We start from the raw sequence: 19,099 nt of genomic DNA, 5'->3' as shown, positions 1-19,099 counted from the left end.
ATTTAGCAATTAAGATCGATCGTCAACTCGACGCAAAAGCTATTATCATACTTTTCAATCGTAAGGGAATAGTTTTTTTCGTATTGCAGCTCCAATCTCTTTTTGACATTTTCCAATCCAATTCCAGAATGTCTAGTCGAAGCCTGTTGTGGATAGGCCTGATAGCTGTTGCTGATTTGAAATCTGAAATGACCATTTTTTTCAGCGCAGTTGAGGCTGATTTTGCCTTTTTGATTTGGAAGCCGGTCAACATGTTTGAAGGCATTTTCGACAAAACAAATCAGCATCAGTGGTACAATATGAAGATCTTCTGTTGACTGTGACCAAGTGCAGTCGACTTCCAGTTCATCTCCCCAGCGCATCTGTTCAATACTGATGAAATTTTGTAAATATTGCAGTTCGCGGCTTAACAGTACGAATGACTGGTTGCATTCATAGAGTTGATAGCGCAGGATGTCAGAAAATTTCAATAGTAAATAATCGGCCATATCCACATTTTTTTTCATCAGAATATGGATATGGTTCAATACATTGAACATAAAATGGGGATTGACCTGATCTTGCAACAATTTGAGTTGGCTTTCCAGAAAATTCTGTTGCAACTGGCTATGGTCCTGCTGAATATTGGCATGTTCCTGATAAAACCGGATGCCGCAGGCTGTACCATTGATCAGCAAGGAGGAAGGAATAGATTTATAGCATTGAACAAATAAAAGTGTGGCCCGTTCATCTTCTGATAGTACCTGGCTATGCATAATAAAATAAACATCCACCACACTGATCAGTAGCGCTAAAATAAGGACGAAAAAGATAGCTTTGATAACAAAAGGCTTCATTTTCTGTGTCTTAATAGCTTTGGGTAAGATGCTATCACTCAGGAACTGCGAGATACTGATGGAACAGATCATAATTAATGAACTATGGATCAGTGCGCTGGCTGTATCCATATCCTGCTTCACCTGTATCCACAGGGCAAACCAGAGGACAAGCCAGAAGAGTGTGAGAAACAGGTGCCTATGGAGGTAGTTTTTTTTGAGAAACATGGGACAAAAATAGTCAAATATATAACAAAAACCTTTGAAGGCGAATACAATTGCCTCCAAAGGTTCTCATGTTAAAGGTTATGTTAGAATAAGAAGTAACCTACCCCAATGGAAAATGCCTGTGGTTTGGATTTAAAGGAGTTGCTAAGGTCAGAAAATCCGCGTTCGTAACGAAGATCGATGCTGAACTTTTGGATATCGACGCCAAGACCGCCCGTAAATTGGACATTGGACTTATCGAAATGTTTGACACCTTCTTTAATAGCTTTAAGTGGTGATAGGTTGTCATTCAAGGTGTAATTATATACTGCACCAGCAAATACACGTAAGTTCATATCCTGCTGTTGAATGATTTTATAGCCAACCATCACCGGAATATCAATGGCGTTCCATTTAAGTTTGGTTTCGGTTTGTCCTTGTGGTTTAAGAGCTGCTTTCCGTTTGCTGAATAGGGCCTCTCCCTGAATATAGGCGCTACCGAAGTTGACACGTGCCATACCACCTACATGGAGGCCCAAGGCATATTTGTCGTCCAGATCCGCCAGTTCCGTATTGAGTTTGTTCAAGCTGCTTCCACCTTTGATACCGATCTGAATGCGGGGTTGTTCCTGTGCGAATACCATTTTGCTTAACATCATCGCGAAGAGTACAACGCATGATAAAATTGTTTTTCTGTTCATTTTTATTGTTTTGATATGTACAAAAAGACGAATGTTCGGACCAGTATGGAAAAATCTTTGACGAACGGTGGCTTAGCGTTGACGAAAGCAGAAATGACGATGATGTCGTCGGGCACTGTATTTTCATGATGTCGATATGTGCATACTTTAAATCGATATCGCATAAGATATATTGTACTATTCTCCGTAAAATTGGTCTCTTAAAAAGAGTATTCATGATATCTAAAGCGAGCGAGAAAACGACTTTTACATGGCTTCCAAAAGTTATTTATGGTACAAGTAGTTTAGGCAACTTGTACAAAGAAATATCTTTTGTAGACAAATTAGAAATTATTCGGGCATGTGTTCAGTACGCCGAGGGCTTGGCCGTTTTCGATACAGCAGGTAAATACGGTGCTGGTCTTTCGTTGGAATCCATAGGTGCAGGGCTCAAGCAATTGAATGTTGATCCATCAACGGTGTTGGTTAGCAACAAACTCGGCTGGTATCGCATTCCTTTAGAAACGGAAGAACCTACATTCGAACCCGGTGTATGGAAAGGACTTCACTATGATGCTGAACAGCGCATTAGTTATACCGGCATCTTATCGTGTTTTTATCAGGGGAATCAATTGTTGGGCGATTATCCGGCACAATTAGTCTCGGTACATGATCCAGATGAATATTTGGCAAAAGCGGTGGATTCAGCCGATGAGAACAAACGCTATCAGGATATTTTGGAGGCTTACCGTGCGCTAAATGAATTGAAAAATCAAGGCAAAGTTCTCGCTGTTGGGGTAGGATCCAAAAACTGGAAAGTCATTCAGCGCATTGTTCAGGATGTTGAATTGGATTGGGTGATGATCGCCAATAGTTTAACGTTACACGATCATCCGGCTGAATTATTGGAATTTATTGCCAAATTAGCGGCCGCAAATATTGCTGTAATCAATTCGGCGGTATTTAATGGCGGATTTTTGGTCGGTAGTGAATACTACAATTATCAGCTGGTGAATAGGGAAAGCTTGGCAGGTGAAACATTGTATAAGTGGAGAGAGCGATTTTGGAAAATTTGTGAAAAATTTGCTGTTAAGCCCGCTGAAGCTTGTTTTGCTTATGGTTTCGGAATTGCGGGCATCAAAGCAGTCGCGTTGAACACGAGCAAAGCTGAAAAAGTGAAGGACAATGTGGCCATGGTGAATCGGGTGATTCCAATGGAGTTTTGGAATGAATTGACCGTTTCAGGTATAATCTAATTAGGGGTAGATGGCTCATTTGTTAATGCTGCCACGCTGCGTTTGTAACTTGTCGGTGTCTCTCCGGTCACTTTTTTGAATAGTCTATTGAAGTAAGATATATTTTCAAACCCCAACCTAAAGCTCAGTTCCTGAATGCTGCTGTCATCAACCAGCATCATTAACTGGGCTTTCTCTATTTTTTTGCGGTTCATATAGCTCAAAGGTGTGTCATTCATATGTTTTTTAAAAAGCCGGATAAGATGGTCTTTGGAAAGAAAAATTAGATCGGCAAGTTGGTCGATGGAAATGGACTGGTGAATATGCTCGTCGATATAGTTCAATACACGGGTGAGGCGCTTTTCGACCTGAGGTATTTTATCGCTTGCTGCCGCTAAGAACCGGCTCATCAATAACTGTATAATTGCGTGGCTTTCGGCTTCTCGGGCAAATGGCGATGTCACCTGTAAGGCAATGCTTTTCATCAATTCGGTTGAGTTTTCATAACGCTGAGGGTCATAAATAGACAAAGCACTTCCAGGATTGATCTGATGAAGACGAATGATAAGTTCCTGCAACAGTTGATTGGCCTTGATAACTTTAGGAAAAATGTATTGGTCAAAAATACTTGACATAATATTAGGATTTTCATAAATATGGATATAATATAATGAGAATTTTCCAATACATTCATAGCTATGATGGACATGGGCCGGTGTCAAATATAGATGTCCGGGAAGCATTTTAATCACTTCATTCTGTAGCATAATCTGTGCCTCTCCTTCGCAGACATAGTGTATCCTGGCAAAAGGGCTTTTAATATTTTTAAAATTCCAGTCCGCATCGTGCACAGCATATCCAATGTTTAACAATGTAAAATCTAGTCTGTTATTTTCCCTGTTTATCATAGTGATCTAGGTGAGTTATTCCGTACAATGATAAATAATTAGATCAGAATTACCTATAAGATTTTATAAGTAAATGTCGATAATGTGCTATTTAATCTCGGTAATGAAATTTCTTCATTTGGTTAATTCGACTACTTTGAGGGGAGAAGCTATAACTAGCTGTTCAGTAAAATTAATAAAATGCAGAAAAGATATGTTTTAATAAAGCAACTCTGTTGCATTTATTAAATATTGTTCCTAATTTTGTTCGAAACTAAAGCAAGAGGAGTGTCGCTGCTGGGGATTGGGGAGAAGTGAGATGAATCTGAAAATTAAAATTTAATAGCAAATACCATGAGTAAAAAACTACCAGTAACTGTCTTGAGCGGCTTTTTGGGGGCTGGAAAAACATCTTTATTGAATCATATTCTACACAATAAAAACGGTAAAAAAGTTGCCGTCATTGTTAACGATATGAGTGAGGTCAATATCGACGCACAGACCGTCGAACGAGAAAATGTACTGTCCCGGACAGAGGAAAAGCTTGTTGAAATGAGTAATGGCTGTATATGTTGTACATTGCGGGAGGATCTTATGGTCGAAGTTGAACGCTTAGCAAAGGAAGAACGATTTGATTATCTCCTGATCGAGAGTACAGGAATTTCGGAGCCAATTCCTGTAGCGCAAACGTTCAGTTACGCAGATGCTGACAACAATATTGATCTATCCTCCTTTAGTTATATTGATACAATGGTCACTGTGGTCGATTGTTTGAATTTTGCGAAGGACTTTGGCAGTGCTGAGACTTTGTGGGATAGGGAATTGACAGACGATGATCGTGACAATAGGACGATTGTCAATCTTTTGACTGATCAGATCGAATTTGCCAATGTCATCATCCTCAATAAAGTGGATCTCGTCGCCGAAGAGACAATAGGCACCCTCGAGGCCGCTATTGGTAAACTCAATCCTAAGGCCAAGTTGATCCGGACACAATTTGGACAGGTGAATCCGGAAGCGATCATGGGGACTGGTTCATTCGATTTTGAGGAAGCTTCGGCTTCTGTCGGTTGGATACGCGAACTTGAAACTGAGCATATTCCGGAGACAGAAGAATATGGTATATCTTCATTTGTATTCCGCTCGCAACGACCTTTCCACCCGCAGCGTCTACATACTTATCTTAATGAACGCTACCCACATAATATCATACGAGCAAAGGGCCTTCTCTGGTTGGCGTCTCGTCCTGATATTGCGATCAGCTTTAGTCAGGCAGGCGGAAGTGTGCGGATGGAAAGCGCTGGGGCATGGTGGAGCAGCATGCCTGAGGCGACACGCAACCAATATCCGATCTATGCTGAAGTGAAAGAAGATTTATTGAGGCGCTGGCACCCTGAGTGGGAAGACCGAAAAAATGAACTGGTATTTATTGGTCAGCATTTGAATAGAGCGGAATATTTGGCCGAATTGGAATCCTGCCTGTTGACAGCAGAGGAAAGCGATGATTGGCGCTTTACCTGGTGGAAAGATGAATTTCCTAAAAATCTTTAGACGGATCCTAAGATATTGATGTATGATCGGCAAGGTCATTAAACATCTGGCCTTTTCTTTTGATGCTATCTTGTTCATTGATAGTGACTAAAATATAATAATAGGAATCATGACTTTATAAAATACATAAGAGCAATTCATTTCTTGAAACAATTTCAGATTATTTATTGTCTTATGATTAGTTGAATGAGTAAAATATATATTCTTATGAAAAAAATAATTCCTTTTGCTTTAATGTCGAGTTTATTGGTCCTCGTTTCCAGCTGTGCTGCGATTGAAGGTATATTTAAGGCCGGTGTATGGTCCGGTATATTGCTGGTTGTAGTCGTCGTGGCAATTATTATATGGATCATTAGCAAATTATTCGGCGGGTCTAAGTAATCCAAAAAGGGTGATCGGATCAGGGCTATGAATGAACATTTTATTTACTGGCCCTGTTCTGATCACTGCCTATTGTTTTTCGGTCAAGTACTTCCAATATCGTTTAGGTACATGTTTCAAGTGGAGTTTTAAATTCTTCCGGGATTCAATCGTAGTGCTTTTAAAATAGGTTTTCCAGAGATGCTGGAATTCTTTTTCCTTCGAATCCAGATCTATTTCCAAACTGTGGGGGTTTTGAACCTCATTTTCACTACAGATAGATACTTCCTCTACATGGCGGCAATCGTAATAAAACCCGTAATTTCGCCTTATATCATAGATCAGCCACTTTTGGTCAGTAAAGCGATTCTTAAAAAAATCAATTACTAATGGAATGACATTAAAATCAGGTTCCACAATAGCTGTATACAAACCGTTGTCAGATTTGATAAATCGTATGAAGGCCTTCATCCGGTGTCTCTCCCGGCTCACTTTCTTAACCGTCTGATGTATGCGCAGCAGATCCGGGCGTCCATAGTTATGCATATCTATGTTTCCGGATTTGAAAAGTTCTACGATGAGCCGAAAGCCGTTGACCCATTCGGATGGACTATCGCTTAGAAAATTGTGGTAAAAGATCTTGGCATTTTGTGCCCCTATTATCTTATTCATTGCAGTCAGAATACGTAAAGCTTTAAGCTTATCTGTATGGATCTGCCGTTTCTGCAAAAAGATATTAATTTCAAGTTGTTGTGAAGTGGTGGGATTGATATCAAATTCTTTTCGTTCAAATGCTTCGAAAACACAACATAAATAGCCGTGATAGCTCCCATCGAAAATATAATTCATCAAAATAATGTTAACTGCTTTTGAATGCTATTTGATTCGGTGTTAGATTGATGTCCAAGAAGAGTTTTCCGAATCTGTTCCGGGTAATGAAATCCGGCACTGATGACGGTATCCTGGCAAATCATAAAGTATTTGGCTCTGTTAAAGGCAATTCCTAGCTTACGCAACTGGTATTCCTTTAATTTTCCGTATTGACGTGCCTGCACGATTTTGTTTGCGGATTGCCTGCCAATTCCGGGAATTCGAATAATTGCGCTATAATCGGCCGTATTGATATCGATCGGAAAGAACTGAGGATTTCGCAAGGCCCAAGCGAGCTTGGGGTCGATATCCAGTTCAAGCTGTTGATGTTTGGTATTTAGGATTTCGTGAAGGGAGAATCCGTAGAACCGTAACAACCAGTCTGTTTGATAAAGTCTATTTTCGCGCACAAGGGGTGGTGTGGTGCCGATTTGTGGAAGCGTACTATCCGTGGCGTTTATAGGTATATAACCTGAATAGTAAACGCGCTTAAGCTTATAATCTTTGTAGAATTCATTAGCGGTCTGCATAATCTGTAGATCGGTCTCTGGAGTAGCCCCAATGACCATCTGTGTACTTTGGCCTGCGGGGACAAACAACGGAAGTTTTTTAACAATCTTTCTATGCTGTTGTACGTTAAGGATTTCGTTTTTGACAATCGCCAAAGGCTCGCGGACGGATTGATGATCTTTTTCTGGAGCAACAAGCTTTAAGCCCTCCTCCGTAGGGATCTCCAGATTGACACTCATCCTGTCAACATATAGGCCGGCCTGCTTCAATAGGGACTCGCTGGCTCCTGGAATAGCTTTTAAGTGGATATAACCATTAAATCTTTCTTCGGTACGAAGCTTTTTTACGACGAGCATCAACCTCTCCATCGTATAATCCGCGGATTTAAAAATACCGGAACTTAAAAATAGGCCTTCAATATAATTACGGCGATAGAAATTCATCGTCAGATCGACGACTTCCTTCACTGAAAATGCTGCTCGTTGGACGTCATTGCTGCGCCTACTGACACAAAATGAACAATCGTAGATACAATAGTTGGTCATTAAGATCTTTAACAAGGAGACACACCGGCCATCCTCGGTATAGGTATGGCAGATACCGCTCGCTGATGCATCACCGATACCGTTGGTATTTTTTCGTTTTCCCCCACTTGAGCTACAGCTGACGTCATATTTTGCCGCGTCAGCTAAGATCTTCAACTTATCATCAAATCCAATCATGATCAATATTTTAGTAACACGATGTAAAATTACTATTTTTATTAGTAATTCAAGTAAGGGCGGGGCAAAAAAAAATGAGTCTGATCGGAGAATCATTTTTATCTATCCTTATTTCTATCCACTAATTATAAGAGTATAAGAAAGGACTTTTTTTATTGTAATCTTGACTAATATGATGTTTTCTGTAAGAGCACAAAAAAGCTTCTAACGCTGAACCGCTCGATGATGCTTTTTTTTTGAAAGACGCGGTGAGCAAGGCGAATGAAGCCTCTGCTTATAGTATTTTCCCCAGCTGCAATTGTTGCAATGCATATTTTCTTTTCATAAATACAAATTGATGTCTGATCGTTATAAAAATAGAAAAAAAAACAGCGCATTCGATTCACTCACCAGCGAAGAAATAAGAGTGGATGTGGGAAGGACAGGGATGACTAAAGTAGGAAGCCGTAAAGAACTACATGTTCATTACGGCCTCTATATTATAGTTTAAAAATTGTTTTTAGCTTAGCGTCTAAATCTTCATCACTTCCGCCTCCACCCCCATAACGGCCAACGATCATACCATTCGGATCGATGAGAATTTTGGTGGGAAGGGTATGGATACCATAGGCTTCGGACCGATCTTCGGATTTGTCAAAATCACCTTGTGCTGTTGTCTTTAAACCTCGTAATACATGTTTCCAAATACCGATCTTGTCCTGATCGACAGCTTTTCTCCAGGCTTTTGGATTACTGTCATCATCCGAAACACCGATGATTTCAAAACCTTTCCTTTTGTATTTGCTATAAAGTTGTAAAAGGTGCGGATTGCCTTTGCGACAAGGGACGCACCAGCTTGCCCAAAAATCCAGCAATACATATTTACCGCGATAATCGGATAATTTGAGCGCCTTGCCGTGAATGTCTACGCCCGCAAAATCGGTAGCCGGACTTCCTGGAGAGCCGGATTTTAACTTTGTAATTTCCTCCGCCAGTTCTTTCCCCTCAGCAGAGTTTCTGATTTCTGGTCCCATCTGCCCGTAGATGCTTTGCAGTTCTGTCAGATCAAGGCCACTGACAAAATAACGTAGCTGCGCGGCAGACACAGGTGAATTGGGATGTTGTTTGATATAAGATAACTGCTTGTCACGTATGATCTGTTGCGTAGGCGACATATCTTCTTTGATCTTTTCAAGCTCGTCAAGTTTGGCATTAAGTATAGTTTCCGTCGCACCTTGTTTCTTTAGTGCGATGTACTCCATGTTTTTTTTGTTGTACGACTCATTTAATGGCTTTAGCGTCAGTAGTTCGGCCTTGATCAAACTGTTATAGGTGTTATATTCGTCTTGCGTTTTTGATCCTGACAATATAATTTCTTTGGGGCGACTGGCATTGCCGCGAGCCTGTAGGACTCCAGATTCAACATAAAAACTGAGATAGCTATCATATGTCTGTGGTGGGCCACTTTTGCCATCATTGAAATAGCCCATAGCCTGGGTCGGGGACTGTACGTCACCAAGGTAACTGAATACTCCGTTGAAAATTTGTGTGCTATCGGATACTGTTTTGCCCATGCTATTGGTATAACGGATATGAAACCAGGATGCTTTCTCCGGGTTGTCAATTGCACCTTTAACAACAAAGGTGTTTTTATCCATGGCGGGGTCGCCGAGGAGCTCTGCCAGTTTTTTGTCGAGGTCTTCACCACGGAGGTTCTTGGCAATAATAACACCTTTGGGGTCGATCAAAAGGTTGGAGGGAATGGATTTGATATCATATAAAACCCCAACTTCGTTTTTCCAGCCCTTGAGGTCCGAAAGCTGCGTCCAATGGAGATTGTCGCTGTGAATTGCATCGAGCCATCTTTTTTGTTGTCCTGGATAATCGAAGGAGATGCCTAATACAGTGAAGTTTTTGTTTTTATATTGCTGATACGCACTGACGACATTCGGATTTTCCATGCGGCAGGGGACACACCAGCTGGCCCAAAAGTCGATTAGCAGGTATTTGCCCTTAAAGTCATCCAAGGATACTTTCTTGCCCAAAGTGTCTGCCTGTGTAAAGGCTAATGCCGTACGGCCAACACCGGTTAATTTATCCGTTTTAATACTGTGTTCTATTGCTTTAATGGGAACATTATTTTTTGCTTGCGTGCTCACTTGCTGCAGGAGTTCGTCTAACATCGCTAGCTCTTCACCATTACGCAGTGTAAAGAACATCGGATAAACAATGGCCGGACTGTTTTTGTGTTTTAGGACGAAAGCTTTGTCCAAGTTGGCCTGTTCTGCATTCTTGCGGTCTATCTCTTTTCGCAATGCCGTCATTTTATCCTGATCTTTGCTCTTCCGGGCTTCGCCAAATTGCGCATACAGGTCATCCAGTCCTGTCACTTTTGGGCGCTGCTGAAAGCTATTGTAATAATCTGCGAGTTTGCCCCCACTGTATTTAGCTTCTCTCAACAGGGGACTTTTGCCGCTGATATTTAATTTGCCTTTTTCCAAAAAAATAAAGGCACCATTCATCTCCCCGGTAGGTTTCATTTTTCCCACCTGAAAGATGTAAAAATCACCTTCGCCTTCAGGAATGTCCAGATCAAACCGGAACCCTTTTTCGGTCTGCTGGACTGAATCCTTCTGTCCATTTCCGAATCCAGAAAGATAAATCCATTCCTCTTTAGGTAGATTGTTTAATTTACCGGTCAGTATAGTATTTGTTTTTTGGGCGAAGGCCTGCGTGGCCAGTGCCAAAAATAGAAATGATAGTGTGCTCTTTTTCATGTTGCTATGGTCTATTTGAATTTCTTGGCTATAACGTGTTGAATGTTGCTTTCAGTTGGTTATCCATTTCTTCTTTTGATGTCGTATGTATAATAATTTTCCCTTCTTTGTCTAACAGGATGTAGGTCGGCAGACTTGGGATATCGTACAAAGTAGCAATCCGTGCGGGACTATTTTTGATCGGAAAATCGTCAGCTACCTGAATCCAGGGCATTTTTTCCTGTTCAAGAGCCTTGAACCAGTCGGGCCAGCGGCTATCATTGGTGACACCGACAATTTCTAAACCTCTGTCGTGAAAAGTTTTGTATGCTTCTTTCCAATGTGGGATGGCCTTGCGACATGGAACACACCAGCTGGCCCAAAAATCCAATAGAACGTATTTACCTCGTAAACTGGACAACTGAAAGTCGCTGCTGTCTGGTTTCAAGGCCTTGAAGTCTGGAGCTTGTTTTCCAGGCAATAGGGATTTTTTTAGCTCTACCTTGTTTTGTAGGTTTTTTACATAACTAGATTCCCTGGCAGGCGATTGGAAGACTTTCAGACGTTTGTCAAGCTCCGCAACGGGCATAGATTCGTTAAAGAGCTGATAACGCTGGAGCAGGTACGCTCCGGCCACGAGTGTTGGATGTTGTTGTGAGATACTGTCAATCCAATGCAACTCCCAAATTTTTTGTTTTTCAGCATACGTTTCCATTTCAGCACGGATGATTTCTTTATCTTCGGGTCTAGCCGCCGCCTCATATTTTTTATTGAGCGCTTTGAACATCGCTTTAGCCGCAAGACTTTTGGGATGATTTTCAAAAGCATTGAAAACCGACTGATTTTCTGAGCCACTCAGGCTAAAGTTTTGTAAGATGGCACCTTTACCCTCACCGTAGGCTGTATAATCGTAATGGTTGGATCCACTGGTGTCAGCTTGTAACCGAAGATCGCCCGATTCAATAAATAAGGTGGCCGACCAGTTGCCGGGTTCAATATTAATTGACATCATTTCGGGACGACTGATGGTGCCCATGAGCTTAAAAGCACCGTTTTGAATTTGTGCACTGTCTATGGTGATCGACTGTCTTGTAGAATCATCGAGCCGTTGTAACTTGATTGTCCCCATTGAAATGCCTTTGATCTGTCCACTTAAGGTATATTTGTCATCGGATTTCGGACGAACACAGCCCTGGATAAAGATGAGGGCTAAACAGGATAGCAAGGTATATCTCATTTTATTGACCATTAAAAATTTCACTTAATTTTTGTTGCAGCGAGGCACCACGAAGGTTGCGCGCAATAATTTTTCCGTCAGGATCGACTAGTAGTGTACTTGGTATCCCTTGGATGCCGTAGTAGGTAGAGACCTCATTTTCGAAACCTTTAAGCGAAGATACCTGTGACCAGGGCATGCCATCGTCTTTGATGGCCTTTTTCCATTTTTCAGCATTGTCATCCAGGGAAATGCCCACAACGGTAAAGTTGCTATCTTTGTATTTGTTGTAAGCTTTCAGAACATTTGGATTTTCGGCGCGACAAGGACCACACCAGCTTGCCCAAAAGTCGATAAGGACATATTTTCCTTTAAAGTCGTTGAAACTGATGGCTTTGCCCTCGGGGTCGTTTTGAGTGAAATCTAATATCGTCGCCCCAAGTGCACTTCGCTTAAGTACCTCCAAGCGTTGGGTAAGCTGCTTTCCCGTTGCCGTTGTCATCACACTTTTGTCCAGTACATCGTAAAGTGGTTTTACCTCTTCGTAGCTTCCCATCGCCGATCGATCGGAAACCAAACTCAAACTATAGGCACTCTTTGGATGTGCAGCAATATAGGCTGCTGCTCTAGAACGGCGTTCGTCACCGATTTGGTCAAGTTCCTGCTCCAGTTTTAATTGTTCCGCTTCGGTTACCTTGCCCCATTTCTGATAAAGGGGGGAAGAGCGTTGTTCCAGATCTTTTAGGGTTGCCTGATAGCGTTCGGCCTCAGCTTGAATTTTACTGCCCTTTGCTTTTAGCAGATGAAGCGAATCGGCGTGCCCAGTGATGTTAATTTGTCCGGCTTCCAGAAAAAGTTCAGCGTAACGTGAAGGAAACATGAAATAAACTTTCTGAGGTTCCGGCAGCTCAGCCTCCCAGATGAATCGGTCTTTTTTGAATTTGACCGTATCATTTTTCATTTTACCATCTTTTAAATAACTGATGGATACCTGTGCGTCGCCGATACCTTTGATCAAACCGGATACTTTTGCTTTTTGTGCGAAACATCCTATTGTTATCGTAAGCAACAATGCGCTAACGATATATTTTTTGTAGTTCATATTCTTGTCTTTTTTTTATAAAATACTATAAGTCAATGTTGTAACCTGGATTTTGTTCGCCAAATTTTGCATTGTCTGCAAATTCACTTTTTGGAACCGGGAGGATATACTGTTGTTTATTGGTTAGTTTGGGCCGGATGGCTGTCACGGTCGTTAGTGGTAAGCGTAGCAGACATAACCATTCCTGTCCATCCTCTGCGACCAAGCTTTTGGAGGTCTCTTCAAAATTGTAACGAAGCATATCTTCACGAGTGGTCAATGCGTCAAGCTTTGAAAAATCGGATAGCCCATTGTGTGTACCAATTTCTTTTAATATTGCTTTAGCGTGAGGGATAGACCCGTTATTTCGGAGCAGCGCTTCGGCTTTGAGTAGGTGTATTTCAGTTAGCCGGATCGCATAATAGGTTTCGGAAACAACGGTGGGTACCGTGCCTTCAGCAATATATTTGGTAAAAAAATAGTTGGCATAATTTTTACGAAAACTGCCGACCATCCATTCCTGCCTTGGGTCAGCTGTTAGCAGATCGCGTAAACCTTGTGTCGCACAGTACAAGGATGAGGCGCCGGGATAAAACTGCCGGCTGCGACTATAGGCGTAAGCTGGCTGGTTGGGTTGAGGCGAAACGGTCAGCATAACTTCGGTGCTGCTAGCTCCCTTGGTCCGGAAAATATCCTTGGCTAAAGGTTCAAGCCGATAAGGACTCTCATTGATAATGGCATCTGTGAGTTTAATGACTTCGGCGTAATCTCCCGCCTGACCACGGCACATAAGAACACGGGCCTTTAGCGCTCTTGCCGTCCAAATAGTTGCATAAAATTTTTCATTTTCCGCAGGACAGTGTGCAATCGCGTAATCAAGATCTTGCAAAATAGAAGTATAGCTTTCAGCAACGGAGGAGCGGGCCTTGGGAATATTACCGATGGTCACTGCCTCGTCGCGCAATAATACACCATAAGGACTTGAATGATCAAACCATTGACCATAAAAAGTCAGTAGTTTAAAATGTCCATATGCTCTTAAAAAACGAGCCTCTGCCTCAATCGGTTCACGTTCGGCTGTGGGAATGCGGCCTTGCGGCAATTTATCCATTCCGCCGATCAATGAGTTGGCAGCGTTTATAATACCATAGCTATAGGACCAATAGATCTCGGATGAACTGACCATCTGATTATCTTCCGGTGCTCCAGCCCCTGTACCATATCCATAGATCATATACCCGGATAACTGGGCTGGAAGACGCTCATTGTTTGTCCATTGAGTGATGTTATTTCCTAAGGAGACATTGGCAAAGCGAAAATAAACGCCATTTAACGCTATACGTGCTGTTGGTGCATCTAACACCGTATTGCCATCTACTTTCGCGTTTTCAGGCAGCGCTCCGAGCTGATTCTCGCAGGACATCAGACTTAGGGCGCTTGACATACAGGCTAATCCAACTAGTATATTGATGAATTTTCTTTTCATATTCTTTTCATTAAAGTGAAAAACGTAGTCCTAGAATAAATTGCTTTACGGCGGGGAAGGTCCCGGGATCACTTGCCCCATTGACTAAGCTATAAGGGTCATTGCTAACCTCGGGATCTACGCCCGGGTAACTAGTCCATGTCAGGATGTTCGTTGCTGAGCCAAATACAGAAGCTTGTGGTAAACCAATCCGTTTACGCCATGCTTCGGGTAGGGCATAGGTCAGCGTCAGTGATTTAAGGCGTAAAAACGAACCATCATAGACTGCGGCGCTATTGGTGTAAGCCGTTCCATTTTGGCCATAAAGGAGTCTAGGTCGGGTAGATGTCGGATTCTCGGGAGTCCATCGACCTAAAATTTCCGTTGTTTTATTTGATCGGTTGCTTACATTATTGTTTTGGATGTCGCCTTGGTATAGAATGTCGTTCCCATAACTGAATGTGAACAGTGTAGTCAGACTAAGGCCTTTATAGCTTATGCTATTTGTGTAACCGCCATAAAATTTAGGTTCGGCATGCCCAATGATTTCGTTTGCTGGGAAAAATTCACCTTCAGGAATTTTATAGCTAGGATCACCAATACCTAAATAAGGATCAAAATACATCCAATACTGATTTTTCTCTTTATAGGCATCCACTTGTTCCTGAGTTTGCAGAAGTCCTGTAAATACCTTCCCATAAATCAGGCCGAGCGGTTCGCCTTCACGAACGATCGCATTTCCAAGATTATAGTCTGTAATATCATTTGGGTTGGTAAAATCACGGTTTACATTCGTGACCAAAGAGCGGTTCAAAGATATATTGAATGCACCGTTCCAGTGAAGATCTTTGTTATCTATAAACGTGCCACGAAGTGAAATTTCCAGACCGCGGTTGCGGATATTCGCCAGGTTGGCGATGACGCTGCCGTAGGAAGAACTACCTGCTATGGCGCGTGTGAACAAAATGCCGGAGGTCGCTTTTTCGTAAATCTCAATGCTGGCACCGAATCTAGCGTTAAATAAACTGATATCCAATCCGGCGTCTTTCTGTAGTGTGGATTCCCAACGAATAGCCTCATTGCCTAACTGAGTAGGCACCATAGCACTTTTTCCACCATAGGAATAAGGACTGTATAAGGTATAGAACATGTTGTCCCCAATGTTTTGCGTACCAGTATAACCGGCACTCGCGCGGAGTTTGAGGTCATCGATCCATTTTAGACTTTTCATAAAGGGCTCGTCGGATATGCGCCAGGCGACCCCTCCAGAAGGGAAAAATCCGGTCCGGTTTACTTTTGGAAATTTGGAAGAAGCATCCGACCGCCCCGTAAAGGTAACAATATAGCGGTCTTTCCAGGCATAGCGTGCTCGCGTATAAAAACTGAGTAAGGAATTTTGGCCGCTGGTTCCCACTGCTGCTGTCACAAGACTAGCAGATGAGAGGTTGTTGAGATATTTGTCGTCCGGATAGCCCTGCGCAGTAACGCCAAAGAGCTGGGAGCGGGTTTTCTGCCAAGAAGTACCGCCCACAATATTGAATCGGTGTTGTGCATTAAAGATTTTATCCCAGGTTATTGTATTCTCAAAAAATAGATCGGACAATTGATTTTGTGATTGTGAACCGGTACCCAGGCTGGAAGTTCCTACGCCGTTAGCTGCCGCAATTAATGCATCTCCTGTGACGTAATTGCGCTGGTTTGTACTATTGTAATTGACTGAAGCCGTGCTTCTGAAGATCAGTTCAGGTAATATCTTATAGTCCGCAGCCACCGATCCTAAAAGTGAATGGCTTGTTGCTCTATTGATCCCATCAAGCAGAACAAGTGGATTCTGATAACCTTGATAGTCGTATCCACCGATAGACGCCCCTGTATATTTAGCGATAGAGCCATCGGCATTGTAGGCTGCGAAGGTAGGTGGAGCAAAGAGCGCTTGTGTATAGAGACCATTTGTGATATTATTCACCGTATACCCATAGCCAAATGTTGCCTGTGTGCGAAGTTTACTGGTAATTTCATTGTCCAGGTTAATCCGTCCGGACAGACGTTGAAAATCAGTTCCCAAGACTGCGCCTTGATTGCCGGTATAACCCAGAGAAATAAAATATTGGGAGGCATTGCCACCACCTCTGACAGAGAGATCAGCATTGTCAGATTTGCCCGTACGGGTGACTAGATCCAACCAATCCGTATTCGCTGGACCATAGAAATTAGGGTTATTGATGCGATTATCAAAATCCGCCAGTTCTTCCGGGCTGAGCTGCTCGCCAGCCGCCTTTCGGGCATCAAGTAGGTTGCGGTTTGCCTCTTGCATGACCATAATATATTGGTCACGATCGAGTAATTTGATCGGGCGCTGCTTACTGATACCATGGTAATAATTGGCTTCAAGTGTTGGTTTTTGATCGCGTTTGCCACGTTTGGTCGTGATAATGACAACACCATTGGCTGCGCGGGATCCGTAAATTGCTGTCGCAGAAGCGTCCTTCAATACATCAATTGTTTCAATATCACTGATGTTTAGTCCTGCAAGACTATTTAACCCGCGTGCAAATGAACCGGAGACTGCGCTGTTAGGATCATCTGATCCAAAACGGTCGACAGGATTGACTACTTCCGCTGAGTTGCTCACGTAACGGTTTTGTACGGTCATTTGTACGCCATCGATAATATACAAAGGGTCGTTACCACCCATCAGGGAAGTCCCGCCCCGAATGCGGATTTTGGCGACACCACCCGGTGAACCATCTGCCTGTATAACTTGTACACCGGCTGCTTTTCCCGTAAGCGCCTGATCGATGCTGGTAAAAGGTATATCGCGGATTTCTTTCACATCCACGGAGACAACTGATCCCGTCAGATCCTTGCGTTTGACACTGCCATAACCGACCACGACAGTCTCCTCCAGTGTATTTACGCCAGTTTCTAGTGTTACATTCACGCCTTCTCGACTATGCACCGCGGTGAGTTTAATATTTTGTGAAATATGGCCGACATATGATATGCGGAGCACTTGTCCGACAGCTGCACGGATCCGAAAAATGCCATTTTGGTCGGTCAATACAGTATTATTGTTTTCTCCGGAAACGTTTACTGTGACACCGGGCAAAGGGCGGCCCCGGTTATCGCGTACGAGTCCCTGAATACCAGCTTGGGCGGTTCTCACCGCTTTTTCCTCTTTGGAAATAATGATTAGGTACTCCCGATGCATCCGAAAACTTAGATCGGTATTCGTCAATAGTTCCTCAAGAATATCTTTGACGGGTTGGTTTTGGGCGTGTACAGCAAATGCTTCGCCCAGACCTTCGACGAGATCGTCACCATAAACAAAGCGATACTTGGTCTGGCTTTCAATTTCTTTTAACACCGTGCCTAACTTTACCGATGAAAGATGTAAAGTGGCGCGTTCATTTTGTGCCAAGGAATTACCTATCGCAGTCAGGTGGAACAGCAGGGTTAGGATGATGGTCAGTTTCACGAGAATGATAGCATTAAAAAGTTTAGGGTAATATCTTCCCTTAACGCGATTTGCGTTATTTTTCATAAGTTTGCAAGGTTAATGTAAACAATCGACAACAGTGCCTAGATTCGCCGTCGGAGCCTGTTGGGTTAATTAACGATTTTGGGAGTATGCCTAGCATGCTCCTTTTTATTTTATGTCTGGTTAGGTCACTGTCGCTTTCATAGTTTTGTTTTAAGGGTTAGTTAGGTAAATGCTGATGGTGCGCGGACCGATCTTTCGATAGTTGAAGGGGAGACTGCTGCGCAGACTTTGGAGTACATTTTGCAGCTCTTCACGATCATCGAATGCAGCGGTATATTTCCGGGAACTGATGTCCGAATTTTGGAATTCAATTTTAATATTATACCAGCGTTCCAGTGTTTTAGCGATTGAAGAAAGTGGCTCGTTGACAAAAACGAGCTTTTGATCTGCCCACGAAGTTTCGGCCAGTCGTTGTTCGGCATCATAGTGGGTAACGCTTTCCAGTTTATAGTCTGCTGGTTTTTTATGCACAGGCAGTTCAGTTGATATGCTGGCCTGAGGACTGCTTATCGGTGCGACAACTTTGTCCATGGGTTTGAGGAGAATCGGAGCCTCTGATTTGTTTTTCAAAATAATTTCTGCACTACCCTCAATAAGCGAAGCCGCAGTAAGCTCTTCATTGGCATAAGCCCGGACATTGATTGTCGTTCCCAATACGCGCACTTGCAGCGCTTGTGTCGTTACGGTAAAGGGTAAAGCTTTGTTCTTCGCAACTTCCATGTAGGCTTCACCGACAAGTTTAACCGCACGGTTTGTCTTGCCAAATCCAGCTGCGACATCCAGTTTACTGTCCGCGTTTAACTTGATCAGCGTACCGTCCGCTAACTTGATCGTTTTCTTTTCAGCGGGCAGCGTCACATAGGCGGTAGTTTCTGGTTTGTTGAAATGATATTGGAAGATGTACAAGGCCGTGATTAAACATAAAAGGATAAGTGAAGCTGCGGCATAATAGGTCCATTTTTTCTTTAATCGGACGTTTCTGACCGGTGGATTCAACTGCGCGGCAAGCCGCGCATAGTTTTGTTGGGCGTCAACCAAATAGAGCGCATCCTGCATTGCTAACAGTTCCTGTTTGGCGCGCTGTATGAGTGTCCCCTGTTCAGGATGATCCTTCAAGTAGCTCTCCCATTTCACGATTTCTGACGGATCTTGCTGTACGGCATAACGAAAGAAAGATTCGTCCAATATGAAATCCTGAATAGACTGGTATACACGCATGGT

The 19,099-nt window shown here is 42.7% G+C and carries 14 protein-coding genes; 3 read left to right on the top strand and 11 right to left on the bottom strand.

All coding sequences use genetic code 11. The features are described 5' to 3' along the window. Nucleotides 1–2: 2 nt before the first annotated feature. Nucleotides 3–1,043 carry a sensor histidine kinase gene (locus HMAT_RS11460; RefSeq protein WP_104382823.1) on the bottom strand — a complete coding sequence of 347 codons (1,041 nt, stop codon included), beginning with the start codon at nt 1,041–1,043 and terminating at the stop codon, nt 3–5. Between the two features lie 83 nt (nt 1,044–1,126). Continuing rightward, nucleotides 1,127–1,723 carry a porin family protein gene (locus tag HMAT_RS11455; RefSeq protein WP_104382822.1) on the bottom strand — a complete coding sequence of 199 codons (597 nt, stop codon included), beginning with the start codon at nt 1,721–1,723 and terminating at the stop codon, nt 1,127–1,129. A gap of 215 nt (nt 1,724–1,938) precedes the next feature. Between HMAT_RS11455 and HMAT_RS11450 the strand changes: the two genes are divergently transcribed. Then, nucleotides 1,939–2,958 (top strand): aldo/keto reductase, encoded by a 1,020-nt coding sequence (locus HMAT_RS11450; RefSeq protein WP_104382821.1) that lies wholly within the window; start codon nt 1,939–1,941, stop codon nt 2,956–2,958. Here HMAT_RS11450 and HMAT_RS11445 read toward each other — a convergent pair. Further along, nucleotides 2,955–3,845 (bottom strand): AraC family transcriptional regulator, encoded by an 891-nt coding sequence (locus HMAT_RS11445; protein WP_104382820.1) that lies wholly within the window; start codon nt 3,843–3,845, stop codon nt 2,955–2,957. The genes HMAT_RS11450 and HMAT_RS11445 overlap by 4 nt on opposite strands. A gap of 333 nt (nt 3,846–4,178) precedes the next feature. Here HMAT_RS11445 and HMAT_RS11440 point away from each other — a divergent pair, with 333 nt between their 5' ends. Together HMAT_RS11440 and HMAT_RS27265 are read left to right on the top strand one after the other, a co-directional pair. After that, nucleotides 4,179–5,375 (top strand): GTP-binding protein, encoded by a 1,197-nt coding sequence (locus tag HMAT_RS11440; protein ID WP_104382819.1) that lies wholly within the window; start codon nt 4,179–4,181, stop codon nt 5,373–5,375. Between the two features lie 207 nt (nt 5,376–5,582). Continuing rightward, nucleotides 5,583–5,756 (top strand): hypothetical protein, encoded by a 174-nt coding sequence (locus HMAT_RS27265; protein WP_199768601.1) that lies wholly within the window; start codon nt 5,583–5,585, stop codon nt 5,754–5,756. 69 nt (nt 5,757–5,825) lie between these two features. On the opposite strand, the gene HMAT_RS11430 is transcribed toward HMAT_RS27265, so the two are convergent. The 8 genes from HMAT_RS11430 to HMAT_RS11395 all read right to left on the bottom strand — a co-directional run bounded on the left by HMAT_RS11430 (nt 5,826) and on the right by HMAT_RS11395 (nt 19,096). Then, nucleotides 5,826–6,584 carry a TIGR03915 family putative DNA repair protein gene (locus HMAT_RS11430; RefSeq protein WP_104382817.1) on the bottom strand — a complete coding sequence of 253 codons (759 nt, stop codon included), beginning with the start codon at nt 6,582–6,584 and terminating at the stop codon, nt 5,826–5,828. Beyond that, the gene (locus HMAT_RS11425) at nt 6,584–7,837 is read right to left on the bottom strand and encodes a putative DNA modification/repair radical SAM protein (RefSeq protein ID WP_104382816.1); all 1,254 of its coding nucleotides are present in this window, start codon (nt 7,835–7,837) and stop codon (nt 6,584–6,586) included. The genes HMAT_RS11430 and HMAT_RS11425 overlap by 1 nt, the downstream gene beginning before the upstream one ends. Nucleotides 7,838–8,316: 479 nt before the next feature. Continuing rightward, nucleotides 8,317–10,593 carry a redoxin domain-containing protein gene (locus HMAT_RS11420; protein ID WP_104382815.1) on the bottom strand — a complete coding sequence of 759 codons (2,277 nt, stop codon included), beginning with the start codon at nt 10,591–10,593 and terminating at the stop codon, nt 8,317–8,319. Between the two features lie 28 nt (nt 10,594–10,621). Continuing rightward, the gene (locus HMAT_RS11415) at nt 10,622–11,809 is read right to left on the bottom strand and encodes a TlpA disulfide reductase family protein (RefSeq protein ID WP_158655779.1); all 1,188 of its coding nucleotides are present in this window, start codon (nt 11,807–11,809) and stop codon (nt 10,622–10,624) included. A gap of 1 nt (nt 11,810) precedes the next feature. Next, the gene (locus HMAT_RS11410; RefSeq protein ID WP_104382813.1) at nt 11,811–12,890 is read right to left on the bottom strand and encodes a TlpA disulfide reductase family protein; all 1,080 of its coding nucleotides are present in this window, start codon (nt 12,888–12,890) and stop codon (nt 11,811–11,813) included. A 25-nt stretch (nt 12,891–12,915) separates the two neighbouring features. Next, nucleotides 12,916–14,355, bottom strand: coding sequence for a RagB/SusD family nutrient uptake outer membrane protein (locus HMAT_RS11405; RefSeq protein WP_104382812.1), 1,440 nt, complete (start codon nt 14,353–14,355; stop codon nt 12,916–12,918). Between the two features lie 10 nt (nt 14,356–14,365). Further along, complete coding sequence (locus HMAT_RS11400) at nt 14,366–17,878, bottom strand: TonB-dependent receptor (RefSeq protein WP_104382811.1); 3,513 nt, start codon at nt 17,876–17,878, stop codon at nt 14,366–14,368. Nucleotides 17,879–18,028: 150 nt separating this feature from the next. After that, the gene (locus tag HMAT_RS11395) at nt 18,029–19,096 is read right to left on the bottom strand and encodes a FecR family protein (protein WP_104382810.1); all 1,068 of its coding nucleotides are present in this window, start codon (nt 19,094–19,096) and stop codon (nt 18,029–18,031) included. Nucleotides 19,097–19,099 lie beyond the last annotated feature (3 nt).

It is taken from the genome of Sphingobacterium sp. HMA12, from assembly GCF_002933815.1.
GTDB lineage: Bacteria > Bacteroidota > Bacteroidia > Sphingobacteriales > Sphingobacteriaceae > Sphingobacterium.
This window is presented reverse-complemented; position numbering and strand designations above follow the sequence as displayed.